The sequence below is a fragment of the Providencia sp. PROV200 genome (assembly GCF_049901995.1).
Classification (GTDB): Bacteria; Pseudomonadota; Gammaproteobacteria; order Enterobacterales; family Enterobacteriaceae; genus Providencia; species Providencia rettgeri_E.
Genome location: NZ_CP096307.1, coordinates 3,438,574 through 3,463,060 on the forward strand (window position 1 = coordinate 3,438,574; position 24,487 = coordinate 3,463,060).

Consider the following 24,487-nt stretch of genomic DNA (forward strand, 5'->3'; position numbering starts at 1 on the left):
ACATACGCACGTGAGGTTTTTAACTAACTAATTAATTAATAATGATAAATTAACTCGTTTTCATAATATTTTTAATGATATTGGTTGTAGAAATACCATCTTCAAAGTTAAGGACTTTAACTTCGCCTCCAGCAGCCCACACTTCAGCACTGCCCGCTATCTCTTCAGGGCGGTAATCCCCCCCTTTAACTAAGATGTCTGGCAGAACTTCTGCGATTAAGCGTTGCGGAGTGTCTTCTTCAAAAGCGACGACCCAATCAACGGATCCTAGCGCTCCGAGTACGGTCATTCGCTGTTCTAATGGGTTGACTGGACGTGTTTCCCCCTTTAAGCGGCGCGTCGATGCATCGCTATTGACCGCCACAATTAGGCGGTCACCCAATTTACGCGCGTTAGCTAAATACGACACATGCCCTGCATGGAGAATATCAAAACAACCATTCGTCATCACCACACGTTCACCGCGCAGTCTTGCATTCTCAACCGCTTGTTTTAATTCACTTTCCGTCATAACACCAAAACCAGTGTCAGCACGGCCACGAATAGCGTTTTCTAATTCAATAGGCGAAACTGTTGAAGTCCCTAATTTGCCCACCACCACGCCTGCTGCGGCATTAGCTAGTGCACAGGCTTCATGTAATGGGCGGCCAGATGCAATAGAGGCAGCGAGAACACCAATGACCGTATCCCCTGCCCCCGTCACGTCAAACACTTCTTGTGCCTGAGTCGGTAAATGCAATGGGGCTTCATCACGGCGGATCAGGCTCATACCTTGCTCTGAACGCGTAATTAACAGGGCTTTAAGCTCCAATGAATGAAGCAGCTTCATGCCTTTTTCTTCAACGTCTTGGTTGTTTTTACATGGCCCAACAATCGCTTCAAACTCAGACATATTTGGCGTCAATAATGTTGCCCCGCGGTAACGTTCAAAATTGTTTCCTTTCGGGTCAATCAAAACGGGAACATTGGCCTTGTTCGCGAGCGCTATCATCTTTTCAACATGAGTTAACGCCCCTTTTGCGTAATCAGACAGCACTAGTGCGCCAATGTGTGGCAGTGCTTGTTCTATGCGCTCCAGTACGGGGGCTACATCCACGTTTTCAAAACCTTCTTCAAAATCAAGACGAATAAGTTGCTGATTGCGAGAAAGTACACGTAATTTAGTAATGGTTGGATGGGTTGGAATAGCGACAAAATCACACCGCACCTGCACCGCATTTAAATTTTCAGTTAGAGCTTTTGCCGCGTCGTCAATCCCAGTTAACCCCACAAGGCGGGAGTTTGCCCCTAATGAAGCAATATTCATCGCGACGTTAGCTGCACCACCGGGACGCTCTTCTACCATCGTGACTTTAACCACCGGAACAGGGGCTTCTGGCGAAATTCGGTTTGCAGGACCATGCCAATAACGGTCTAACATAACATCACCAACCACCAGCACACCGGCTTGTTTATAATCCGGAAGAGTTACTTTCATCCTGCACTCCAGTCTTAAAAAGGAAATCTGATAATAATTAGCAACAATACTAGCATATTGCGCTGTTTAGCTAAATAAAATGCGTTTGTTCTTTATCCTTCAAGCCATTTTTGCCAACTTGCTAAAACTTGTTCACGTTGTTGAGTAAATTGGTTTATTTCAACGCGGCTTGGCAACGATTGTAATGCTAAGTGATGGAGTTCATTACGCATCGTGACATACGCTTGAGTTAAAGCATTCGCCTCATCTTCAGGCATGAAACCATATTGCGTCATTAGTTCGAAAATACGCACATTATCAGACCAACGTGTTAACACATTGTTTTCTGAAGCGAAACGCAACACTAAGTATTGCGCGATAAATTCAATATCAGTGATCCCGCCTGGATCAGCTTTTAAGTCGAACACATTGGCTTGATGGCTTCCTAAGTGCTGATGCATTTTTAACCGCATATCGCGCACTTGCTGCTGCAGAGTTTGAGGTTCTCTTGGCATACACAAAGTTTCGTGGCGAGTGTGTATAAATTTCCGTTGTAAATCCTCATCACCAAACACCATTCGGGCTCGAATTAGCGCCTGATGTTCCCATGTCCAAGCATCGTTTTTTTGGTAGTCATCAAATGATTGTATTGTACTGACTAACATTCCTGACTCACCGGAAGGCCTAAGTCGCGCATCAACTTCATACAACACACCAGAAGGGGTTCGAGTACTAAACAAATGGATAATGCGCTGAGCGACACGCAAATAAAATTGGCGAGCATCAATGGAACGTTCGCCATTGGTGACGACATCTAAAGGACAATCGAAGAGAAAAACGAGGTCTAAATCCGAACTATAACCCAATTCCCAGCCACCTAGCTTTCCATAACCTAACACTGCAAAACCATATTGTTTTTTATCATTTAGTTCTAGATGTGAGGGCTCTCCGTAGCGTTTTGCCATTTTTTGCCACGCTTGGTGTACCACTGCATCAATAATCGCTTCAGCAAGGTAAGTCAGATGGTCACTGACCTTCATTACAGGTAAAACCCCCGAAATGTCTTCGGCGGCGATGCGCAACAATTGGGCTTGTTTAAATTGACGTAAGGCTTCAAGTTGCTGCTCTTCGTCATCTTCAGGAACCCGCATTAAATATTGGCGCAGTTCATCGCGGTAAGCCGTTAGTGGTAGCGGCTGGTATAATGATTGAGGGTCGAGCAATTCATCTAATAACAATGGGTGGCGCGCTAGCTGCTCCGCTATCATAGGTGACGCTGCACACAAGCGAATAACGTGAGTTAAAACCTCGTCAAATTCGAGCATTAACTCGAGATAAGTTGTACGGCTAACAATGCTCAATAACAGGGGGGTGATACGCTCAATGACTTCGCCTGCATCATCACGTTCACCGACTTTTGCCAATAATTTAGGCATTAATTCATCAAGAACATCCCGTCCACGAGGGCCAATGGTGCGTTTATTAAGATCATGACGGAACATCACTATGCCGTGAATAATGCGTTGGGCAATATCTTCATTTTTAGAGGGTAAGTAAGTGGCTAATTCTTCTTTCGATAATTCACTTTGCCATAGCGTGATATAAATTTCATCGAATGCATCAGTGTTCTCACTATCATCTTCCTTGCCTATTTGCTCAGTGAATATTTGATGCACCGCGGCCATTTTCTGGCTCAAAACCAGATAAAATGCGGGCCAATCCGCAAAGCTCATTCCCCACGCTAAGCGCGTTTGGTTTAAACTATCGTCAGGGAGTGTTTGTGTCTGTTGGTCATCGATACTTTGCAGTAAATTTTCGACTCTACGCAAGAAAAGGTAGCCATCTTGCAGGATATTCACTTGTTCTTCCGTTAATAATGCAAGTTCTCGGATCCCTTGTAATGTTGAAAATAAGGATTGCGACTGTAAAACAGGTTCTCGCCCCCCTCGAATTAACTGAAAAACCTGTGAAACAAATTCAACTTCACGAATACCTCCAGCCCCTAATTTGATATTATTTACCAAACCACGACGCCGGACTTCCCGCTCAATCATATTTTTCATGTTGCGCAAAGATTGGATCACGCTAAAGTCGATATAGCGACGATAAACGAAAGGACGCAAAAGTTTTCGCAAACACGCCTCATAATGCAGGCTATCTGCACCCATAATGCGAGCTTTAACCATCGCATAACGTTCCCAATCACGCCCTTGTTCTTGGTAATAGTCTTCAAGTGCGGAAAAACTAAAAACTAACGGCCCGCTATCACCAAATGGCCGTAAGCGCATATCAACCCGGTAAACAAAACCATTCTCTGTCACTTGATCAAGTACACGGATCAACTTTTGCCCTAAACGCGTAAAAAATTGCGCATTATCTAACTCTTTTCGGCCACCTTGGGTAACCCCGTTTTCTGGATAAACAAAAATTAGGTCAATATCTGATGAAAAATTAAGCTCTCTGCCCCCTAACTTTCCCATCCCTAAAACCAATAGCGGCTGCGGTTTTCCTTCTGCATTACAAGGGGTTCCCCATGACTGACTATATTCTTGATACAACCAATCTCGCGCCGCAACAACCAAGGTCTCCGCCAATATGCTGAGCTGATAAATCGTTTCTTTTTGCGTGCTTATTTCTAACACTTGCATCCATGCACAGCGCACTAACATATGGTGGCGAAAGATGCGCAATACTCGCATCAAATGTTCTTCATTGTTAACTAACGACAAATTTTGTGATAACCATGATGCATAACTTTTCCATTCATCAGCTTTCGGTGGCTGAGAACGAATTTCAAGTAAAAACTGTGGGTGTGCGAGTACTTGCTTGAGTGCAAAATCGCTGAAAGACAGCACCTGAATTTCTTGTTCACTTAACGGCAATAACTCGTGAGCTTGTTCCGTAATTCGGTTTAAAACACGTTCACCTTGGCTTTGCAATACGTCAGGAAAAGCATGCATATTATCAATACCTTAATGGGCTTCTTGATAGGTTAAAGCACTTAACCATTGGATAAAGGCTAATTTACATTTTAACCACTGGCTGCTATAGCAAAAATCCTCTGCACTCATGGATTCATCAGCAATGTTTGTGCGTAATTGTTCTAACGGAGTATCATGAATAAAATGAGGCGCTGAATTTTGGTAATGCACTAAAAATGCCTGAACAAAACGTAAAAACTCACTGAAACCTTGGCGCGCATTACTTCCATTTTCTAACCAGTAAGCTTCATGCTGCTGGCAAAGTAATTGCATATGCATTAATGACTTTTCTAAGGGCAGCTCTTCGTAGTCAAACAGCGAGTCTGGACAAGTTAATGGCTCTTTTGGCAGCGATAGCAAGGAATATCCACGTGCAGCTTTGCTAAGTGATGACAAATGTAATCCGTCGATATCTGCAAATTTCTTCGCTAAATTGAGTACATCAGCAATAAAGCCTTTTTTTAGTTCTAGTTCAAACTCTTGAATAGGCAAATCCTTTGCGCCAGAGGAAATTTCACCTTGGTCAAAAACCACTTCTATTTCGCTATCTTCAAAAGTCACTAACCATTTTTCACGGGTAAAATTGGTGCTAAAGAGGATATTTAATTCAGACTGAAGCTGTGAAACATCAGTGCCTTCTGGCCAAATTTCAGCAGGTAATGCGGCTAAATCAAGCTCAGGTGAATCAATGTCAACATTATATTCAGGCCGTTGGTGTAAGCCGCCTATCGCCTGCCCAGCCGTTTTCATTGTCATTTCATAACGACCATCACAACCGCGGATACGTAAGCCCATATCCCACTGACGTAACTGCTTATTTGCCGTATCAAAGTAGATATTGGTTAACTTCGTTGGTTCGCTGTACTGGTGAGACAATGTTGATAGACACTGTCGTACAGCCTCTATTGCCGAGTGCTTAGCAGCAAGTTTGAGTTCAACCTCTACGTGGCTCATACATATCCTTATTTAATTATTTCACTCCACTCATATTACCCCAATCGAGCTAAGCTGAGAAAAGAAACTGCATAGGAATCAAAAATTCTACCTGTCATATTTCTTTCAGTGAGTTATATTGAAAATAGAGTGAAAATAAGGGTAATTTAGACAGTTAGGATAGTTCTCATTCTCCTTTTGGGTGTGAATACATCTGCGTTTAGGGTTTGCACCCTTACACTTTACTCATTAGTATTCAAATAATATAAAACTCATTCACCATCAAAAGACTGTAAATACCATGCGAAAAATTCCATTATTATTAATTTCAATCATGGGGCTAGGCCTTTCCTTAAATTCATATGCAGCAGAAAAACGTTATGTTTCGGATGATTTATCCACATACGTTCATAGTGGACCAGGCACAAAATATCGTATTGTAGGTACGCTCAATGCCGGGGAAGCGGTTGAACTGCTTTCCACAGATAACAAATTTGCACAAGTTCGCGATGAAAAGGGTAGAACGGTCTGGTTACCTGTAGATCAACTCAGTAATACACCCAGTATGAAAACCCGCATTCCAGAACTTGAAGCGGAAAATCAAAAACTACGTCAGCAACTCGATAATATTGACAACACTTGGAATACACGAACCGCAGATATGCAGCAAAAAGTCGCTGATAATGACAATATTGTCAGCCAACTGAAAGCTGAAAATGAAAAATTAAAAAACGAGCTAATTAAATCAGGTAAAAAGCTGGAAATTGCTGAAGTCAACTTAGATGATCGCCGTCGTGAATTGATTTTACAATGGTTTATGTATGGTGGTGGCGTTGCCGGTGTTGGCTTAATTTTAGGTTTGATTTTACCGCACATCATTCCACGTCGTAAAAAGCGTAATGATGGTTGGATGTAATTGAGGCCATTCACATGAAAGTCTATCTCGTGGGGGGGGCTGTACGTGACCAACTTCTTGGGCTACCTATTTCAGATAGGGACTATGTGGTGGTTGGCACAACACCCGAGGCAATGCTATCGCAAGGTTTTCAACAAGTTGGAAAGGATTTTCCTGTATTCCTACATCCAAAGACCCATGAAGAATACGCTTTAGCCCGCACAGAACGTAAAACTGGTGCCGGCTATACTGGCTTTAGCTGCTATAGCGCTCCCGATGTTACCATTGAAGATGATTTGCTACGTCGCGATCTAACAATTAACGCGATAGCACAAAGTGGATCAGGTGAAATTATTGACCCATTCCAAGGCGTAAACGATCTCAATAACCGTATTTTACGTCATGTGTCTGACGCATTTTCTGAAGATCCTTTACGGGTCTTACGGGTTGCGCGATTTGCCGCTCGCTACTTTGAACAAGGTTTTACGATTGCGCCTGAAACATTAGCATTAATGCAAAAAATGGCCACAACAGGGGAATTATCTCACCTCACCGCCGAACGCGTTTGGACAGAAACCGAAAAAGCGCTGAAATCAAATTCTCCACAGGTGTATTTTGATGTTTTACGCCAATGTGGTGCTTTAGCTGTACTTTTTCCTGAAGTTGATGCGTTATTTGGTGTTCCTGCCCCTGAAAAATGGCACCCTGAAATTGATACCGGTATCCATACTTTAATGGTAATGAAAATGATTGCCGAGCTATCTAATAATGTAGATATTCGCTTTGCGGCCTTATGCCATGATTTAGGCAAAGCGCTAACACCACCGGATATTTGGCCGAGCCATCCAAACCACGGTGAAGCAGGTATTCCATTAATAGAAACTCTCTGCGCAAGATTAAAAGTACCAACTACGGCTCGTGACTTAGCCCGTCTAGCTGCGCGTTACCATGATAAAATACATATTATCAATAAATTACCAGCTAATGAGCTCATTGCGATTTTTGATGGGCTTGATAGCTGGCGTAAACCAGAACGTATTGAGCAACTCAGTTTAATCAGCGAGGCGGATGCAAGAGGTCGATTAGGCCTTGAACAGCAAGCCTATCCACAGGGACAGTACTTCAGGCAAGCTTTTTCTATAGCACAATCCGTTGAGGTCAAACCCATTATTGAGCAAGGTTTTCAAGGCCCTGAGATCCGGCAAGAACTTACGCGGCAACGTATTGAAGCCGTTGCTAGTTGGCAACAACAAATGTTCTAATGGTCATAACGCTGGCGGCTAAACACCGCCAGTCATCATTTAAGCGCTTTTCACGCCTCTTTCGATAATAACCCCAACTTGTTTGGCTCGCGCCACAGCTCCCGGCTTAGCCACCTTAATTCGAACCCATGGGCTAGCAAATTGAGTCATCAGTAGTTGTGCGACTTCTTCAGCAACACGCTCTACTAACCCAAACTTGTTATTCCCAACATGAGCAAGGATAGCCTGACTAACTTTGGCATAATCTAAGCAATATTCTACATTATCGCTCATAGACGCGCGTTTGTTATTCCATCCCATTTCGATATCGAGCACCAGTTTCTGTTCAATATCTTGTTCCCAGTCATATACACCGATCGTGGTGATGACTGATAATTGCTCAATAAATACGATATCCATCACGTCATTTTCTCATTTATGTACTGAATTGATACCACTTCAGCAAAAATATGCGTATTATCCAAGACTGAAGTGAATTTATGGCCTTAACCGTTTTTGGAGTTAGCTATGAGTGCAACCGCGCTTGGCATGATAATCTTCGCCTATCTTTGTGGCTCAGTTTCGAGTGCGATACTGATCTGCCGTTTGGCGAGACTACCCGACCCCCGTCAACACGGCTCTGGTAACCCTGGTGCAACTAACGTATTACGTGTAGGCGGTAAAGCCGCCGCTGCTGGGGTACTCATTTGTGACGTATTAAAAGGGATGATACCCGTTTGGCTTGCTTATTATTTAAATGTGCAGCCATTCTATCTTGGCTTTGTTGCAATTGCAGCCTGTCTTGGGCATATATATCCTATTTTCTTTCGTTTCAAAGGCGGGAAAGGGGTAGCAACTGCATTTGGTTCAATTGCCGCTATTGGTTGGGATCTTTCTGGTTTAGTCGCAGGGACATGGTTACTGACAGTATTGCTTAGTGGTTATTCATCACTCGGCGCAATTGTCAGCGCCTTACTCGCTCCCTTTTATGTTTGGTGGTTTAAACCTGAATTCACCTTCCCTGTTGCCATGTTGTCTTGTTTAGTGTTAGTCCGCCATCATGGCAATATACAACGCCTTTGGCGCGGTCAAGAAAGCCGTATTTGGCAAAAGCTGAAAAATAAAAAACAAAAAACCAATAAAGAAATAGCCCAAGAAGCCAAAGAGCAAGAACAGGATGACTGATCGTTATCTTTAATTTCCCCTAAGAAGAGCTGATTTCAGCTCTTTTTTTATGCTATTTGCCTTGTTTAAAGTTTCCCAAAAAATCCTATCGATAACAACAGCGTGATATCCCTACTTAAAACTGTACTGGTAGCAATTTGTGCTGCGTTACATTTTTGCCATAACTAGCGCACACTTTTAAATAAAAGTTAAATTATTGCAAAATTATTACTAAGGAATATTTAAAAGCTGTCGACTATATAAAAGGAAAACTAAACAATAATAATGGTATTATAATGAGCAGAACCCCTTATATCACTCAAAATGAATATGTATTAGATGAAAATATCACATTGATGACAACTAGCGATCTGCAAGGAAACATTGTTCATGCTAATGATTTCTTTGTCCAAGTTAGTGGTTATGAATTAGATGAATTATTAACACGTCCACACAATATTATCCGCCATCCAGATATGCCCAAAGAAGCTTTTGCCGACATGTGGGCAACTCTTAAAAAAGGAGAACCTTGGACTGGTATTGTCAAAAATCGTCGGAAAAATGGTGACCATTACTGGGTTCGAGCCAATATCACCCCAGTGGAACGCAAAGGGGTTATTACGGGCTATATGTCCATTCGAACTCGTGCAACACGCCAAGAAATTGCGACAGTAGAACCGCTCTATAGCGCAATGAATGAAAATAGAAGTAAACAAAAGATTTTTAAGGGAATTGTACTTTCTAAAAAAATACCGTTTCACTTTTCAACATATTCAACACGTTCACGTATCCGACTCGTCATGAGCCTGTTATTTGTCCTCTGGCTCATCATGGCAAGCACTGTTTTGCAACCAACCGCATCCCTTTTAATCATGAGCATCTGCACATTTATCACATTACTGGTCGGTAATATGATATTTGAAAAAATGCTCGCCACACCATTGGAAAACATTACCCAACAAGCGCTTAGTATTGCACGAGGGAATCGACATAGCGTTAACCATATGCAACGCACAGATGAAATTGGCTTAGTATTACGCGCTATAGGGCAACTTGGACTCGTCTGCCGTTGGCTAATCAAAGATGTCTCCGAGCAAGTTGATAACGTTCGCAAAGGCAGTGAATCTTTAGTCTCCGATTGCGGTGAATTAGAAACGCATACTCAGCAAACTGTCGGTTATATGCAACAAACCGTTGCGACCATGAACCAAATGGCTGTTTCTGTAAAAATGAATGCCGATAATACAATCCAAGTTGATCAGCTTTCTAATACCACTAGCGAAACCGCGGTAAATGGCGGTGCCATGATGGAAGCGGTTGTCGATACCATGAATGAAATTGTCAGTAGTACCAGCAAAATCCATTCCATCACGGATGTGATTAAAGACATCGCATTTCAAACTAATATACTCGCGTTAAATGCTGCTGTAGAAGCCGCACGTGCGGGTGAGCAAGGTAAAGGCTTTGCCGTTGTTGCAAATGAGGTTCGCAGCCTAGCAAGCCGCAGTGCAAGCGCAGTGAATGATATTCGCGAATTAATTAATGATTGTGAGAAAAAAGTCAATTCAGGGAAAAATCAAGTGCATACGGCAGGGGACACCATGAAGGAGATTGTCGACCAAATACAGAATGTCACGCAATTGATTACCCATATTAGCCAAGCGACTTCTGAGCAAGCGGCTGGGATCGCCGATATTACCCAAGCGGTGAGTGAGCTCGAAACCATCACGCAACAAAGCACATTACTGGTAGAGCAAAGCACAGAGACATCAAATATGGTAAAAGCACGTTCAAGCCGACTTGAAGATGCTATCGTTGTTTTACATTAATATTGAGTTGAAAAGCAAAAGGGCTGTCATCCAGCCCTTTTTATCAAACAACATAAACTTATCAACAGTATTATTTTTCTAACGGTGGTAATTCGGCCAGTGGCCAGCGCGGACGAACTGTCACGCCAAGCCCTGTCGTTGACCCACCTTTAAGACGAATAAGCCCCGCTAAAGCAATCATCGCACCGTTATCTGTACAAAACTCAGGGCGCGCATAAAAAACCTCACCGCCACGCTGTTTGAGAACGTCTTCCATTTTTGCTCTAAGTGCGCGGTTAGCACTAACGCCCCCCGCCATCACCAAGCGTTTAAACCCTGTTTGTTCTAAAGCGCGTTTGCATTTAATGGCCAACGTATCTACCACGGCATCTTCAAAGGCTCTCGCAATATCAGCTCGGGTTTGGTCGTCATCCGCATTTTCACGAATGGTATTTGCTGCAAAGGTTTTTAACCCTGAGAAGCTAAAATCAAGCCCTGGCCTGTCTGTCATTGGTCGAGGAAACACAAAACGGCCCGCAGTCCCCTGCTGTGCCATGCGAGATAACACAGGGCCGCCAGGGTAGTCTAAACCTAATAATTTCGCTGTTTTATCAAACGCTTCACCTGCTGCGTCATCGATGGATTCACCAAGTAGCTCATACTCACCAATCCCCGTCACACTGATAAGCTGGGTATGTCCACCAGAAACCAGTAATGCAACGAAAGGAAATTCAGGGCTTTTCTCTTCTAGCATTGGAGCCAATAAATGGCCTTCCATGTGATGAACAGCCACAGCAGGAACATTCCACGCAAAAGCTAACGAACGCCCGACCGTTGCACCGACCATTAAAGCCCCCACCAAACCGGGGCCCGCAGTATAAGCGACGGCGTCGATATCTTGACTTGTTAAATTAGCTTCTTTCAGCGCGGCTTGAATTAACGGCACTGTTTTACGAATATGATCACGCGAGGCCAATTCAGGCACGACACCACCGTAGTCTGCATGAACTTTAATTTGGCTGTATAATTGATTGGCTAATAAGCCTCGCTCATCATCATAGATTGCGATACCCGTCTCATCGCAAGAGGTTTCGATACCTAAAACACGCATTGCACTACCCTTGTTTGTTGCATAACCGCAAGTCTATCACTATTTTCGTGCAATCGCGTAATTAATGTTGGCAAAAGGCTGACTTTCCTGACTGTATAGTCTATAATCAGTCCCCTGTAATAAAAAATTTCGTGTGGCTAACTCTCATTATTATCTGGTTTTGTTTGCTTTTTCATCAAATGAACTGCAAATCAGGTAATCTTGTGTGATTCAATTTTATACGGCACTTTACAAACCCGTACTCATTGAAGTAAAATTCCGCACCATTTTAAATGAAGGCTGGTGAATCAGTACCAGCAACAAACCGATTTCTATTGAGGTGAGAGGCACATGCCGGTAATTAAAGTACGTGAAAACGAGCCATTCGACGTTGCACTGCGTCGTTTCAAACGTTCCTGTGAAAAAGCAGGTGTTTTAGCTGAAGTTCGTCGTCGTGAATTCTATGAAAAACCAACGACTGAACGCAAACGCGCTAAAGCATCAGCTGTAAAGCGTCACGCTAAGAAACTGGCTCGCGAAAACGCACGCCGTACTCGTCTGTACTAGTTGTTTGCAGTGAAAACTGCATTCATGACAGACGATAGCTAATACAAAATTTTAGTTTCTCTCGTAGTCACTCAGTTTTTGTAGTAGTAAATAGCTAAGCAGTTAAAGGCCGTGCTTTCCTCAAGGAAGCGCGGCTTATTATCGTTCATCAACAGGCGAAAAAGAGGCTTATGGCTGGACGAATTCCGCGTTCATTTATCAATGATTTGTTAGCAAGAACCGATATCATTGATTTAGTCGATGCAAAAGTCCCGTTAAAAAAACAGGGTAAAAACCATCACGCTTGTTGTCCGTTCCATAATGAAAAAACACCCTCTTTTACCGTAAACGGTGAAAGACAGTTTTATTACTGTTTTGGTTGTGGTGCTCATGGCAATGCTATCGATTTTTTGATGAATTATGACAAACTCGATTTTGTCGAAGCTATTGAAGAATTATCTGCACTGCATGGCCTTGATGTCCCTTATGAAAAAGGAACGGGTTCAAGCCAAATAGAACTTCATCAACGGCAAAATTTGTATCAGTTGATGGAAAAAATTAATCAATTTTACTGTGCTGCCTTAAGTCATTCTTCGGCTAATAAAGCGAAAGATTATTTAAGCCAACGTGGTTTAAGCGCTGAAATTATTGAGCATTTTTCGATTGGTTTCGCCCCTGCGGGCTGGGACAACTTACTCAAAAAATTCGCTGTAAACCCAGAAAGTCGCAAACAGCTTGATGATGCAGGCATGTTAGTGACAAATGATAATGGCCGAATCTATGACCGCTTTAGAGAGCGTGTTATGTTCCCAATTCGGGATAGACGCGGTCGTGTAATTGCCTTCGGTGGCCGAGTATTAGGGGATGCCCTTCCCAAATACTTAAACTCTCCCGAAACTGATATTTTCCATAAAGGCCGTCAATTATTTGGCCTCTATGAAGCAACACAAAATAGTAGTGAATTAGCGAAATTACTCGTAGTTGAAGGCTATATGGACGTTGTTGCTCTCGCTCAGTATGACATCCGCTATGCGGTTGCCTCACTTGGCACATCAACAACCTCAGAACACATTCAGCTACTTTATCGTTCAACAGATACAGTTATTTGTTGTTATGATGGCGACCGCGCAGGCCGAGAAGCGGCTTGGCGGGCACTGGAAACAGCACTTCCCTATCTAACGGATGGTCGCCAATTGCGCTTTATGTTTTTACCTGATGGTGAAGACCCGGATTCATTAGTGCGTAAAGAAGGCAAAGAGACTTTTGAGCAACGCATGAAAGATGCTCAAACCCTTTCCTCCTTTTTATTTGATTCACTTGTTCCTCAGGTGGATTTAAAAACGCAAGAAGGGAAAGCAAAATTTAGTAAATTAGCTATCCCTTTGATTAAACAAATACCTGGTGAAACATTGCGCCTTTATATGGCTCAAGAGCTAGGAAATTTTATTGGTATACCGGATATTTCTCAAGTTCTTGCTATGATTGATAGAGAGAATACAGAACAAGTTAACTATCAGGCGCCCAAATTAAAACCAACCACAATGCGAATACTTATCGCACTGTTGGTACAGAATCCGAACTTTTCGGAACTTGTTCCCTCATTAGAGGGGATCGCCCATATTCAAATGCCGGGGCTTTCTCTATTTCAGGAACTGGTTGATGTTTGCCGTTCTACCCCCGGAATGTCGACTGGGCAGTTGCTAGAGCGTTATCGTGATAATAAATTTTCGAAACAGCTTGAAAAACTCGCAACATGGAACGATATAGAAATAGAGGAGATAGCGGAAAATACCTTTATAGATGCGTTAAACCATCTATTTAATAGCGCACTCGACGAACGTTTTGACTATTTGATAGCAAAAGAACGAACTGAAGGGCTGACCCCAGAAGAGCGCGAAGAAGTCCGCTTAATCACTCTTTCAAGAGTGAAAACATAATCTAACCCAAAACAGAATTAGTATTTTAAACGGCTTAAGTGCCGATAAACACAAGGCAAATGCCTGTAAATGCTACGAGAATAAAGGGCGTAGCGAATAATAAATATTCCCTTTGTATGTTCTTGTTGGCCGAATGTTTCGCCGACCGACACCAATTTAAATACTCAGAAGTGTGGATACCGTCTTATGGAGCAAAACCCGCAGTCGCAGCTTAAGCTACTCGTAACCAAGGGTAAAGAGCAAGGTTACTTAACCTATGCCGAGGTCAATGACCATCTGCCGGAAGATATCGTCGATTCAGACCAAATTGAAGATATCATTCAGATGATTAATGACATGGGCATCCAGGTCATGGAAGAAGCACCTGATGCCGATGATTTAATTTTGGCTGAAAATACTTCCGATACTGATGAAGATGCAGCAGAAGCCGCTGCACAAGTGCTGTCCAGTGTTGAAAGTGAAATCGGCCGCACGACCGACCCTGTCCGCATGTATATGCGTGAAATGGGCACCGTCGAGCTTCTCACACGAGAAGGCGAAATCGACATTGCAAAACGTATCGAGGATGGTATTAATCAGGTTCAGTGCTCTGTTGCTGAATATCCTGAAGCTATTACCTATCTCCTTGAGCAATATGACCGTGTTGAAGCAGGAGAAAGCCGTTTATCTGATTTAATCACCGGCTTTGTTGACCCTAACGCGGAAGAAGATCTCGCACCAACAGCAACTCACGTTGGCTCTGAATTACCACAAGCAGAGCTTGATAAAGACGATGACGAAGACGAAGAAGATGAAGACGCCGATGACAGCGATGACGATAACAGCATCGATCCTGAATTAGCGCGTCAAAAATTCTCTGATCTCCGTGAGCAATATGAAAAAACGCGTCAACATATTAAACAATATGGTCGTAGTGATGCGAAAACGGCTGCCGCTATTGAGCAGCTTTCCGAAGTATTTAAAGAGTTCCGTTTAGTTCCTAAGCAATTTGACTATTTGGTCAATAACATGCGTGAAATGATGGACAGAGTTCGCTTACAAGAGCGTACCATCATGAAACTGTGTGTTGAACAATGTAAGATGCCGAAGAAAAACTTCATTACTTTATTTAGTGGTAATGAGACCAGCGAAACTTGGTTAACTGCTGCAAAAGCAATGAACAAGCCTTGGTCAGAAAAACTACTTGAAGTTGAAGAAGAAATTCTGCGTTGCCTACAAAGACTGCGTCAAATTGAAGAAGAAACGGGTCTGACAATTGAACAAGTTAAAGATATCAACCGTCGTATGTCTATCGGTGAAGCGAAAGCACGCCGTGCGAAGAAAGAGATGGTTGAAGCAAACTTACGTCTGGTTATTTCTATCGCTAAGAAATACACCAACCGTGGCTTGCAGTTCCTTGACCTGATTCAAGAAGGTAACATCGGTCTGATGAAAGCCGTTGATAAGTTTGAATATCGCCGTGGTTATAAGTTCTCAACTTATGCAACTTGGTGGATCCGTCAGGCTATCACGCGTTCAATTGCTGACCAAGCACGTACTATTCGTATCCCGGTTCACATGATTGAAACTATCAATAAACTGAACCGTATCTCTCGCCAAATGCTGCAAGAAATGGGCCGTGAGCCATCGCCAGAAGAACTGGCAGAACGCATGCTAATGCCGGAAGATAAAATTCGTAAAGTCCTGAAGATTGCTAAAGAACCAATCTCTATGGAAACCCCTATCGGTGATGATGAAGATTCACATTTAGGTGATTTTATTGAAGATACCACTTTAGAGCTGCCTTTAGACTCTGCAACGTCAGAAAGCTTACGCTCAGCGACTCACGAGGTGTTAGCTGGCTTAACCGCTCGTGAAGCTAAAGTGTTACGTATGCGTTTTGGTATCGACATGAATACTGACCACACCCTTGAGGAAGTCGGTAAACAGTTTGATGTTACCCGTGAGCGTATCCGTCAGATCGAAGCGAAAGCGTTACGTAAATTACGTCACCCAAGCCGCTCAGAAGTTCTGCGCAGCTTCCTTGACGAATAATTGATTTATTTATATCTAAAAACACCTGCTCCGGCAGGTGTTTTTTTATGGTCACTAAAACCATGGAAAGCTACACTACCGGTGTTTCATGCAAATAAACCCAAACACACTTTTCGGGTTCGACCCTGATACATGCAGTCGAAATTCTTAACGACTCAATACCATTTATTTGCTGTTTTTCTTGATACTGAACCCAGCAATAGCCATTGTCTTCGCGCAATGGAATCAGATTAATACACTCTGTAGAAAATGATGTTCTAGCCCCGACATTCTGACTGAATAGCTGAGTCACTTCATTTAACCCAATACAATGGCCCTGAGTTGTAACCATTTTGAAGTGCTCATCGAAACTGGCTAATAGAGGAGCCAAACTTTTATCACCATTTCTCCCCATAAAAACATTCTCAATTAAGACATGTACGTCCACAACGCTTTGCAGCGCGCTTTCCATTGTTTCACTCATTTATTTTTCCTTGATCACTGAAATTAATGAAAGTAACCCGAGTATTGATGCGATAAGAAACGTATATTGATAGCGTAATAAATCACTCGAAAAAGTCGTTAGGCTAAATATAGAAATAAATATGACAGCGCCAACACTAAATGCGACTTGTCGATTAATATTCCACAATACGCTCCCTTGAAGTAAATCTTTGTCTTTGAAGTCCATCAGCGAGCTAATTTGTGCAGTATTGGCGCTCAATCCACCACCCATCCCCATCAATAAATAAGCGATTATTAATAAATAGAGCTGACTTGAAGATGAAACCCAATAAAGCAGAAAAATACCAAGGCTATGTAATGTAATACCAATAATAAATAATTGTTTTTTCCCTATCTGCAAATAAAGGCGCCCACCAGTTACCATTGAAACTACCGCCCCCAATGCATATAGCACCATAAATAATCCTGTTTGTGCTGCGCTGAATCCTATATTCTCTTGTAGATTAAAAATATTCAGTAAATTAACTCCCGTAAAAATACCGGGAACAGCATAGTAAACAATAAAAGCGTTACGCAAATTGGTGTTATTCAATAATTGAAAATTTAAAATAGGTTCTCGACATTTTTTGGCATATTTAAGATAAATAACAAATACGAGAGCTGAAGTAGCAAAACTCACCAAAGCCAATAATAAATTGTGATAGTCATTATAAAAAGAGAATGATAATAATAAGCTTAATAAACTTAAACTTACCATTATTAGCCCCAAAATATCTGGCTTTTCTCTTATTGCTTTCCCATCATTTTTTATCCAAACCCAGGCAAGTACGGCCGTTAGCAATGAAAAAGGTAAATTAGCATAAAAAACCCAATGCCAAGATAAAGAATCAATAATTAAACCACCAATGGCAGGTGAGAATGCAGGCGCAATTAACGCGACTGTCATAATCAATGTTGATATACGCTGACGATCATTATTTGGAAATAATGCAAAAACGAGTGCCTGACCGACAGGAATTAATAACCCTCCCGCGGCTCCTTGGATAAAACGCCAAAAAATTAAACTATAAATTGAATCACTGCTCCCACTGAACCAAGCTGCAACAGAAAAAAGCAACATGGAATAGCAAAGTAGCTTTTGATTACCTAGCCTGCCTGCTAGCCATAAACTGATGGGCATCACCAGCACTAAACCTAAAATATAGCCATTGGCAACCCAAGCAACTTGAGATTGGCTCGCTGAAAATGACGATGCAATATCAGGTAATGCTATCGCCGACATAAAAATATTAATACAATCAATAAAGAAACCGAGTAAAAATACTGTGGCAATTTTGTATCGATAAGTCATGGACTTCCTCCGGCGGCAAAGAATAGATTTAAGTACTTTCTTTGTCGATATAAGGGAGGTAACATGATTGTTTAATAAAAAAGAACAATCGCCACCATTATGCAAAAAAATCTCAAAAAGATTATCAGCTTTCTACAAGTTGTTGACTCCGGTTCATTCACGAAAGCCGCAGATATTTTAGGGCTAAGCCGCTCTATGGTTAGTGTGGATATCAAACAATTAGAAACTCAGCTCAATGTGAGCTTGCTGACACGAAATACGCGGAATATTGCATTAACAGAAGTGGGAAAACATTTCTATGACGACTTTAAACGTATTCAAAGTCAAATAGATGAAGCTTTCGAAAAAAGCCAAAATTTAGGCACTAATATTGTAGGTTTGCTGCGCTTTTCATCAACGAGTGAGTTTGGCCAACGTTTTATTTTGCCACTACTGCCTGAATTTTGCCGCCTTTATCCTAAGCTAAGGTTACAGTATTCATTTAACTCATCCTTAGATGACCTTATCACAGAGAAACTCGATTTATCTATTCGGTTAGGTAATTTAAAAAATTCATCCCATAAAATGAAAAAACTGGGTGAATATGAAATTTACTTAGTTGCCACCCCTGAATTTCTAAAAAAACACCCAATCAAACAACTCACTGATTTAGCAAATGTTCCATGGATTAACCATGCGTTATTAAACTGGCAAGATCCGCAATATTTTTTACAGAACGCAAAAAATGAAAAATATTACTTACCTCTAATTAAAAACCAATACGAGTCTAATTCTGCCGCCGTTATTCACCATATGGTGTTAGCCTCATTAGGTATTGCAATATGCCCAGCTTGGATGGTTGATGATGACTTGCGGTATGAACGCTTAGTACATGTATTACCTGAATACCGTTTGCCGAAACAAAATATTCAATTACTTTACCCAAGTACTTTTGTTTTACCGGCTAAGACCCGTGCTTTTATTGATTACTTAGCAGATAAATTAGCGGTAAAGAAATAAAAATAGGTCGGTTCAATGTTTCTAAAATAGAGATTTCTAATCTACCACAGTATAATAGCCATTTTCCTAATCGGAAATGGCTATTATGCCCTCCATGGCATAATAGTTTGCTTTATTTCTTAGATGCTAAATAATCTTGTAGAGTGCCTTCCGGTTTTTTCTTACAAAACTCAACAATCTGAGGGACTTCAGCAACACTTTGCTCTGTTAGTGAAACATAATCTCCACCTTTAAATTGCGTTTCTTGGTTTGTTACCCATAACGCAATAGGTGCCCAGCTTTGAGGATCTAAATTAATAAATTGCTGACAAGTCATATTCTCAGGTGTAACCGTATTTTTGTCTGCTGCCATTGAGTTAAATGAAATTGTAGATACAGCAAATAATACGCTAGATATAATAACCTTTCTCATTTTGAACTCCATTGGAAATTTTAAATATAGGATTATGTAGCCATCTATTATTAGCATATTATTTATATAAATTATATATTCTAATTTTGATGATTAATTTCATACTGAGTTAAACATTTTAATAATGAACATTAAAAATAATCAGCTATAAATAAAAACAAAATAAGACCATCAATAAATGATTTATTTTATGTGAAATCCACTTATAAAAGTGCCTATAAATATTTAGTTATACTATTTTCACCTCCATCTCTACAATGTCTTTTATTGGCTCATTTATACAAAAGAAATACGGACCAGTTAGATATAAAAATTATATCTAACTGATTAAAAATTTTAATTTTAAATGAGTATCTACGATAATAAAATATGATTTACCATCTTGATACTTATACTTCAAAAAACGCAGGATGACTCTGTTTATAAACTCACCCAAAACACGCCAGTTTCTCGGATCTCTGTAAATTGATTTTGGAATTCGACTAAGTTTTGTTCTGGATTTAATGCGCTAAATCGTTCTGGATGCATAAATTTAGCCATAGCTTCAATGGCAAATATATTCATCGGATTGTTGTAAAAATTATGGTAAATCGCCATAACGCGCTTTTCTTTAACTGCCGTTAATGATGAGATCCCTTGTCTATCCATTAATACTGATAACTGCTTCTGCACGTTAGCTTTATTTGCATTATATCCTAAGCTTACTGCGAGCGAGCGACGATTAAAGTTGTGCCAATCGGCGCCTGTCAGTAAATAATATTCTGGGTTTAATGTAATAATATTCTCAATGGAACTTTCAGCCCCTTTCGCAGGGAAGCTATCTGCAACAAGATTATTTCCGCCTGCTAGGGCCGCTAAAGAACCGTAACCTGAACGACCATAAAGTTGACAACAACTATCCGTAAATAACCCTGCATTCGCTTCAATCAAGACAGTTGGAAATGGTTGAGATAATTGGCTTTCAATCGCATCTAATTTTTCGTGGTACAGCTTTGCAAATCGTTCCGCTCTTTCTTGTGTTCCTAATAACTCACCTAATAATAAAATACTTTTTGGCGTGTTTTTCGCGATATCCATTCGAAAATCAATAAAAATGACTTGGATACCAGCTGCTTCAAGTTGCGGTAAAATTTGGCTATCACGCATCGCGCCATAATTAGCCTTATGCATAATTACCACATCAGGCATTAGCTCGATCAGTTTTTCAACTTGGAGGCCGGCTTCACGAGTTTTCTTTAACGTTGGAATTTGGCCTAATTCAGGCAACACACTGAAATAAGCTTGTTTTAAATCTGGTGCGTACTGTGTAAGTGAATCACTCCAACCCGCAATACTGGATATCCCTCTTTTACCCGCAGCAATATCCACGGACAAAATATCACGGCTATCCACCAGAAATAACTTTTCAACGGGAAGATTAACGGTGACTTCACGGCCTTGTAAGTCAGTGATCACCGTCGGCGTTTTTGCCTGTGCCCAAAGACTTAATATGCACAATAATCCTGTGAGAAATAATTTCATGGAAAATCTTTTACCTTAAATTTAAAGAGGTTGCTATGAATAAAGCCACTGTGAAGTGGCTTATTTTTGACTAAAACATCCAACTAGAACGTCACACTGTAATTCAGAGCAAAGGTTCGACCACGGCCTTTATAATCGTACAGGTTTGCAGCACCGTATTTAGGGCTATATAAGCTTTGTGCTCGTTGCCCCCAAATTGTGGAGTAATTTTTATCCAGTAAGTTTTCAACTGCAAAACTGACTTTACCCACTGGCAACATATAACTTCCTAATAAATCAACGGTATTATAGCCATCAAGTTTCTTACCAGCCGCATCCGTTAAATTGAACGTTTGTTGGCTTTGTAAGCGTAGTGCCCAATCATTCGGTTCCCAACCAATATAAGCATTCACTTTTGACGGGCTCGCGAAGTCAACACTCCATTTTTCCCAGCTACCATCCACTTTAGTTTCTGATTTTTGTAGATTGAAATTACTTCCTACACTCCAATCTGAATCAGCAAAGAAGTAATCCACCGCGCCTTCAACCCCATAAATACGGCGTTTATCGGTTTTCATATAGATGCTCATGTCATCTTTATTAATGCCGTAGCTTCTATCAGATAATGAATAATAGGTAGCAACTTGCGTGCGCAGGTTTTCCCCTGTATAGCGCCATCCTAACTCAAAGGAATTAACCTTGATTCCTTTTACCTTGGTATCATTAATGTTAACACTTTTATTTAGATGATAGTGGCCATTGGCATCTGGAGTCTTCGCATAGTCACCAGTTCCGTAATACTTAGCAATATCAGGAATTTCAAAACCTTGAGAGAAATTAAACCATGTTTGTTGCTCTTCGGTTAGGTTAACCAGCAGCCCTGCGTTAAACAGTAAGTTGTTGTAATCCGTTTTCCCACCCGGTACTGCATCGGCTGATTTACCTTTGCCGTTAGCAATGGCTTCTTGCTGTGCATAACCAATAAAATCATCCACTTTATTTTCTGTGTACTGATAACGCACACCACCGCTTAATGTGAACATTGGCGTAATGTCATAACTACTTTGTAAAAATGTCGCCATATTCGTCGTGGTATAGCTTGGATAGCGGCCAATTTGGAAAGCTTTAGTTAAGTCCATTCCCCCGGATTCTTTCGCTTTATCTAAATCAAAAAACATTTGGTTCGCGCGAAATTGCTCATGCTCTGCATCCACACCATAAGTTAACGTTAATTCATCGATAGGTTGGCTATTGAACGTCAGCTTGGTTCCATAAAAATTGGTTTTTTGATCCGATGAGCTGATACTTGTAACATCTTTGCCAGTCAGAGTTGGGAAGGGATAAAACTTTTGTGATTCATCACGATAATAAACCTGTGCAACAAAATCCTGCCCAAATACATCTGCATTTGAATATTGTAAATTGAGCAAATTACGCTCAGTTCCCGGCAAACGGTCAGAACTTAATTTACTGCTGTTATAAGCTTCACCTTGCCCTTTAACCGCGGAAAAATTTTTTCCTAAATAGAGGCCGTGTTTACCATCAGACTCACTTTTATAATGCTGATAAACAGCTTGAACCTGTTGTTTTTCATCGATTTTGATAGTGCCTGACGCCATCACATCCAAGCGATCAGAAAATTGTAACCCTGTTTGGGTATTATCGATATTAATCGCATTACCTTTACCATCATACCAACCACCATAGCGTTGATAAGCAACAGAAACACGTCCGTGAGCATTCTCATTACCACCACTTACTGCTGCAGCAATATTTTCATCGTGATCTTTACCATTGTTAAAGCCTGTTTTTCCACCTAATTGCAGGGAAACTTGTTTTTCTTCTTGGCCTTTTTTCGTCACAATATTAATCAAGCCGCCGCTGCTACCGCCACCGTACATCGCCGTAGCACCTGAAATAACTTCGATATGGTTAATATTAAAAGGATCGATGGAATCTAATTGGCGACTATCACTACGAGAAGAGTTAAGGCGTACCCCATCCACCATCACAATCATTGAACGGCCACGCATATTCATGCCATAGTTTGTCCGCCCTTGGCCGCTGACACTCATTCCTGGAATAAGCTGCGCTAAAATATCTTTTAACTCTTTTCCACCTTCAGCTTGCTGTTCAATTTCAGCATTATCAATCACCCATGTGGTTTGTGCCATTTCTGAAACTGATTTATACCCACGCGTAGCGGATACGGTTATGGATTCTTCTTTTTTATCAGCAGCAAATACGGAGGGAGAAAAAAAGGGTAGAAAGCAAGGGGAGATAATAAATAAATGCTTTATTTTCATTAAATTAAACCTTTACATTATTAAAATCGCTGTTATTGATTATAAAAATAAATCACAATATATAATTAAATTACTGTTTATTATTTTATCAAATAATTATTAACAACAGTAACTAAGAATCAAGATAAATATAAGAATTATTATTATTAACAGCAAGAAATGAAAGGTTATTCAGTACTAATCACGCATCCTTGCGCAAAGTTTTCCTATTAATTACTTCACACTAACGACAGCGATATAATTCAATTTCCCACGATTTTGCCGAAAATGACGGAACATACGCAAAAATTGGGGGCGATTTTCTTTTTTCAGTGCATTACGGACAATCTTTAGTGCACCGAAAACGCCCTCATCGTAAATCAGCCCTTTTGGGGATAATAATGTCATTGGCCCGGTGTGAGAGAGCACTTGCTGGAAACCCGCTTGTTGAAATAATTCCACCCATTGTGTCTCAGGTAATGGCTGCGCTTTGACATTAATTGCCTGCTGCATTTGAGAAACCACATTTTGTACCGCTTGGGCATCCTTAAATGCAATATCGTGGGTTAATAGACAGCCCCCCGGTTTTAGTACTCGATAATACTCCTGCAATAACTTCGCTTTCGCTTTATCACCGTACATGGTCAGCATGGCTTCATTAATGACCACATCAAAGCTGTTATCTTCAAATGGTAATTTTGATGCATCCGCCATTTGGATTGTCACTAAATCGGTTAACCCTTTATTCGCCACATTTTTTTGTGCCTGAGCGAGCGCCTGCTTATCCATATCAATACCCGTAATATGGCAATGAAATTGGGAGGCTATTTCAATGGCGGTGGTTCCCATATTACAGGCTACTTCAAGGACTTGGCTGTTCTTATGTAACCCTGATTGGCTAAGTAGCCACTCAGTAGCTTCTTTTCCCCCTGGGCGTAGACGTTTTTTCCCCAAGCGCGCTAAAAATTTGTGCCCGGCTTCATGGGCGGTAAATGATTGGTCCATTCGCTCCTCCAAGCTAGTGTGTACAAGCCGTTTCAGGCTCACGTAACATAACTAACAACATTTTTGCGGGCTCTAGCGCATCTACCGCATGAGGAATATTAGCGGGCATTCTGACGATTTCCCCCGGTTTAGCCATCACAGGCTTTCCTTCGATGGTGAGTTGTAAACTCCCTTCAACAACCATTACAATAGCGTCAAAAGGGGCGCTGTGTTCAGATAGCGCTTGGCCTTTATCAAAAGCAAATAAGGTGATATTTCCCCCGCCATTCTTCGCTAATACACGGCTAGCAATCCCCTGTTCAGTATAATTAATTAACTGGTTGATAATCAGCGCTTCTGCGGGTGTAATCGTGTTACTGCTTACTGTGTTATTGCTCATCGTTTAATATTCCTTAATTCAATCGTT

Annotated in this window: 20 protein-coding genes; 8 read left to right on the top strand and 12 right to left on the bottom strand. The window is 41.2% G+C overall.

Annotation, left to right across the window (positions count from 1 at the left end):
• Positions 1-49 precede the first annotated feature (49 nt).
• The 3 genes from hldE to M1E86_RS15730 form a co-directional block, all read right to left on the bottom strand.
• Positions 50-1,477 carry a bifunctional D-glycero-beta-D-manno-heptose-7-phosphate kinase/D-glycero-beta-D-manno-heptose 1-phosphate adenylyltransferase HldE gene (gene hldE, locus M1E86_RS15720; protein WP_213913060.1) on the bottom strand — a complete coding sequence of 476 codons (1,428 nt, stop codon included), beginning with the start codon at positions 1,475-1,477 and terminating at the stop codon, positions 50-52.
• 92 nt (positions 1,478-1,569) lie between these two features.
• The gene (glnE, locus tag M1E86_RS15725; protein ID WP_426099152.1) at positions 1,570-4,416 is read right to left on the bottom strand and encodes a bifunctional [glutamate--ammonia ligase]-adenylyl-L-tyrosine phosphorylase/[glutamate--ammonia-ligase] adenylyltransferase; all 2,847 of its coding nucleotides are present in this window, start codon (positions 4,414-4,416) and stop codon (positions 1,570-1,572) included.
• 12 nt (positions 4,417-4,428) lie between these two features.
• Positions 4,429-5,391 carry an inorganic triphosphatase gene (locus M1E86_RS15730; RefSeq protein ID WP_213913062.1) on the bottom strand — a complete coding sequence of 321 codons (963 nt, stop codon included), beginning with the start codon at positions 5,389-5,391 and terminating at the stop codon, positions 4,429-4,431.
• A 280-nt stretch (positions 5,392-5,671) separates the two neighbouring features.
• On the opposite strand from M1E86_RS15730, the gene M1E86_RS15735 reads away from it, so the two are divergent.
• Both M1E86_RS15735 and M1E86_RS15740 read left to right on the top strand, forming a co-directional pair.
• On the top strand, positions 5,672-6,286 hold the full coding sequence (locus M1E86_RS15735; protein ID WP_125890344.1) for a TIGR04211 family SH3 domain-containing protein: 615 nt from the start codon (positions 5,672-5,674) through the stop codon (positions 6,284-6,286).
• Between the two features lie 14 nt (positions 6,287-6,300).
• On the top strand, positions 6,301-7,527 hold the full coding sequence (locus tag M1E86_RS15740; protein ID WP_213913063.1) for a multifunctional CCA addition/repair protein: 1,227 nt from the start codon (positions 6,301-6,303) through the stop codon (positions 7,525-7,527).
• Positions 7,528-7,566: 39 nt separating this feature from the next.
• Here M1E86_RS15740 and folB read toward each other — a convergent pair whose 3' ends face one another.
• Complete coding sequence (folB, locus tag M1E86_RS15745) at positions 7,567-7,926, bottom strand: bifunctional dihydroneopterin aldolase/7,8-dihydroneopterin epimerase (protein WP_125890716.1); 360 nt, start codon at positions 7,924-7,926, stop codon at positions 7,567-7,569.
• A gap of 108 nt (positions 7,927-8,034) precedes the next feature.
• On the opposite strand from folB, the gene plsY reads away from it, so the two are divergent.
• Both plsY and M1E86_RS15755 read left to right on the top strand, forming a co-directional pair.
• Positions 8,035-8,691, top strand: a complete 657-nt coding sequence (gene plsY, locus M1E86_RS15750) for a glycerol-3-phosphate 1-O-acyltransferase PlsY (protein ID WP_125890346.1) — start codon at positions 8,035-8,037, stop codon at positions 8,689-8,691.
• A gap of 275 nt (positions 8,692-8,966) precedes the next feature.
• The gene (locus tag M1E86_RS15755) at positions 8,967-10,499 is read left to right on the top strand and encodes a methyl-accepting chemotaxis protein (RefSeq protein ID WP_213913064.1); all 1,533 of its coding nucleotides are present in this window, start codon (positions 8,967-8,969) and stop codon (positions 10,497-10,499) included.
• Positions 10,500-10,569: 70 nt separating this feature from the next.
• Here M1E86_RS15755 and tsaD read toward each other — a convergent pair whose 3' ends face one another.
• Positions 10,570-11,589, bottom strand: coding sequence for a tRNA (adenosine(37)-N6)-threonylcarbamoyltransferase complex transferase subunit TsaD (tsaD, locus tag M1E86_RS15760; protein ID WP_102137846.1), 1,020 nt, complete (start codon positions 11,587-11,589; stop codon positions 10,570-10,572).
• A gap of 330 nt (positions 11,590-11,919) precedes the next feature.
• Here tsaD and rpsU point away from each other — a divergent pair, with 330 nt between their 5' ends.
• The 3 genes from rpsU (at position 11,920) to rpoD (ending at position 16,085) form a co-directional block, all read left to right on the top strand.
• Positions 11,920-12,135, top strand: coding sequence for a 30S ribosomal protein S21 (gene rpsU / locus M1E86_RS15765; protein WP_001144069.1), 216 nt, complete (start codon positions 11,920-11,922; stop codon positions 12,133-12,135).
• Positions 12,136-12,305: 170 nt separating this feature from the next.
• Entirely contained in the window at positions 12,306-14,051 is a 1,746-nt protein-coding gene (dnaG, locus tag M1E86_RS15770; RefSeq protein ID WP_213913065.1) for a DNA primase, read from the top strand.
• A gap of 105 nt (positions 14,052-14,156) precedes the next feature.
• Positions 14,157-16,085 (top strand): RNA polymerase sigma factor RpoD, encoded by a 1,929-nt coding sequence (gene rpoD, locus M1E86_RS15775; protein ID WP_272679647.1) that lies wholly within the window; start codon positions 14,157-14,159, stop codon positions 16,083-16,085.
• Positions 16,086-16,155: 70 nt separating this feature from the next.
• Here rpoD and M1E86_RS15780 read toward each other — a convergent pair whose 3' ends face one another.
• Entirely contained in the window at positions 16,156-16,548 is a 393-nt protein-coding gene (locus M1E86_RS15780; protein ID WP_213913067.1) for a hypothetical protein, read from the bottom strand.
• Positions 16,549-17,880 carry an MFS transporter gene (locus M1E86_RS15785; protein ID WP_213913068.1) on the bottom strand — a complete coding sequence of 444 codons (1,332 nt, stop codon included), beginning with the start codon at positions 17,878-17,880 and terminating at the stop codon, positions 16,549-16,551.
• 99 nt (positions 17,881-17,979) lie between these two features.
• Between M1E86_RS15785 and M1E86_RS15790 the strand changes: the two genes are divergently transcribed.
• Entirely contained in the window at positions 17,980-18,879 is a 900-nt protein-coding gene (locus M1E86_RS15790; protein WP_125890352.1) for a LysR family transcriptional regulator, read from the top strand.
• A 112-nt stretch (positions 18,880-18,991) separates the two neighbouring features.
• Here M1E86_RS15790 and M1E86_RS15795 read toward each other — a convergent pair whose 3' ends face one another.
• The 5 genes from M1E86_RS15795 to M1E86_RS15815 form a co-directional block, all read right to left on the bottom strand.
• Positions 18,992-19,291, bottom strand: a complete 300-nt coding sequence (locus M1E86_RS15795; RefSeq protein WP_125890353.1) for an HdeA/HdeB family chaperone — start codon at positions 19,289-19,291, stop codon at positions 18,992-18,994.
• 420 nt (positions 19,292-19,711) lie between these two features.
• Positions 19,712-20,812 carry an ABC transporter substrate-binding protein gene (locus tag M1E86_RS15800; RefSeq protein WP_213913069.1) on the bottom strand — a complete coding sequence of 367 codons (1,101 nt, stop codon included), beginning with the start codon at positions 20,810-20,812 and terminating at the stop codon, positions 19,712-19,714.
• Positions 20,813-20,895: 83 nt separating this feature from the next.
• A complete protein-coding gene (locus M1E86_RS15805) occupies positions 20,896-23,097 on the bottom strand; it encodes a TonB-dependent siderophore receptor (protein ID WP_213913070.1) in 2,202 nt (733 codons plus the stop codon).
• Positions 23,098-23,310: 213 nt separating this feature from the next.
• Positions 23,311-24,081, bottom strand: coding sequence for a class I SAM-dependent methyltransferase (locus M1E86_RS15810; protein WP_213913071.1), 771 nt, complete (start codon positions 24,079-24,081; stop codon positions 23,311-23,313).
• A gap of 13 nt (positions 24,082-24,094) precedes the next feature.
• Positions 24,095-24,460: a cupin domain-containing protein gene (locus tag M1E86_RS15815; RefSeq protein ID WP_102137856.1), complete on the bottom strand. Its 366-nt coding sequence runs from the start codon at positions 24,458-24,460 to the stop codon at positions 24,095-24,097.
• Positions 24,461-24,487: the final 27 nt, after the last annotated feature.

What these genes read in the sequence shown, in the direction of transcription:
- M1E86_RS15790 (WP_125890352.1), top strand. Translation starts at nt 17,980, where the DNA reads ATGCAAAAAAATCTCAAAAAGATTATCAGCTTTCTACAAGTTGTTGAC.
- M1E86_RS15735 (WP_125890344.1), top strand. Translation starts at nt 5,672, where the DNA reads ATGCGAAAAATTCCATTATTATTAATTTCAATCATGGGGCTAGGCCTT.
- M1E86_RS15780 (WP_213913067.1), bottom strand. Translation starts at nt 16,548, where the DNA reads ATGAGTGAAACAATGGAAAGCGCGCTGCAAAGCGTTGTGGACGTACAT.
- M1E86_RS15795 (WP_125890353.1), bottom strand. Translation starts at nt 19,291, where the DNA reads ATGAGAAAGGTTATTATATCTAGCGTATTATTTGCTGTATCTACAATT.
- M1E86_RS15740 (WP_213913063.1), top strand. Translation starts at nt 6,301, where the DNA reads ATGAAAGTCTATCTCGTGGGGGGGGCTGTACGTGACCAACTTCTTGGG.
- folB (WP_125890716.1), bottom strand. Translation starts at nt 7,926, where the DNA reads ATGGATATCGTATTTATTGAGCAATTATCAGTCATCACCACGATCGGT.
- glnE (WP_426099152.1), bottom strand. Translation starts at nt 4,416, where the DNA reads ATGCATGCTTTTCCTGACGTATTGCAAAGCCAAGGTGAACGTGTTTTA.
- rpsU (WP_001144069.1), top strand. Translation starts at nt 11,920, where the DNA reads ATGCCGGTAATTAAAGTACGTGAAAACGAGCCATTCGACGTTGCACTG.
- M1E86_RS15810 (WP_213913071.1), bottom strand. Translation starts at nt 24,081, where the DNA reads ATGGACCAATCATTTACCGCCCATGAAGCCGGGCACAAATTTTTAGCG.
- M1E86_RS15815 (WP_102137856.1), bottom strand. Translation starts at nt 24,460, where the DNA reads ATGAGCAATAACACAGTAAGCAGTAACACGATTACACCCGCAGAAGCG.
- dnaG (WP_213913065.1), top strand. Translation starts at nt 12,306, where the DNA reads ATGGCTGGACGAATTCCGCGTTCATTTATCAATGATTTGTTAGCAAGA.
- hldE (WP_213913060.1), bottom strand. Translation starts at nt 1,477, where the DNA reads ATGAAAGTAACTCTTCCGGATTATAAACAAGCCGGTGTGCTGGTGGTT.
- M1E86_RS15800 (WP_213913069.1), bottom strand. Translation starts at nt 20,812, where the DNA reads ATGAAATTATTTCTCACAGGATTATTGTGCATATTAAGTCTTTGGGCA.
- M1E86_RS15785 (WP_213913068.1), bottom strand. Translation starts at nt 17,880, where the DNA reads ATGACTTATCGATACAAAATTGCCACAGTATTTTTACTCGGTTTCTTT.
- tsaD (WP_102137846.1), bottom strand. Translation starts at nt 11,589, where the DNA reads ATGCGTGTTTTAGGTATCGAAACCTCTTGCGATGAGACGGGTATCGCA.
- plsY (WP_125890346.1), top strand. Translation starts at nt 8,035, where the DNA reads ATGAGTGCAACCGCGCTTGGCATGATAATCTTCGCCTATCTTTGTGGC.
- M1E86_RS15730 (WP_213913062.1), bottom strand. Translation starts at nt 5,391, where the DNA reads ATGAGCCACGTAGAGGTTGAACTCAAACTTGCTGCTAAGCACTCGGCA.
- M1E86_RS15805 (WP_213913070.1), bottom strand. Translation starts at nt 23,097, where the DNA reads ATGAAAATAAAGCATTTATTTATTATCTCCCCTTGCTTTCTACCCTTT.
- M1E86_RS15755 (WP_213913064.1), top strand. Translation starts at nt 8,967, where the DNA reads ATGAGCAGAACCCCTTATATCACTCAAAATGAATATGTATTAGATGAA.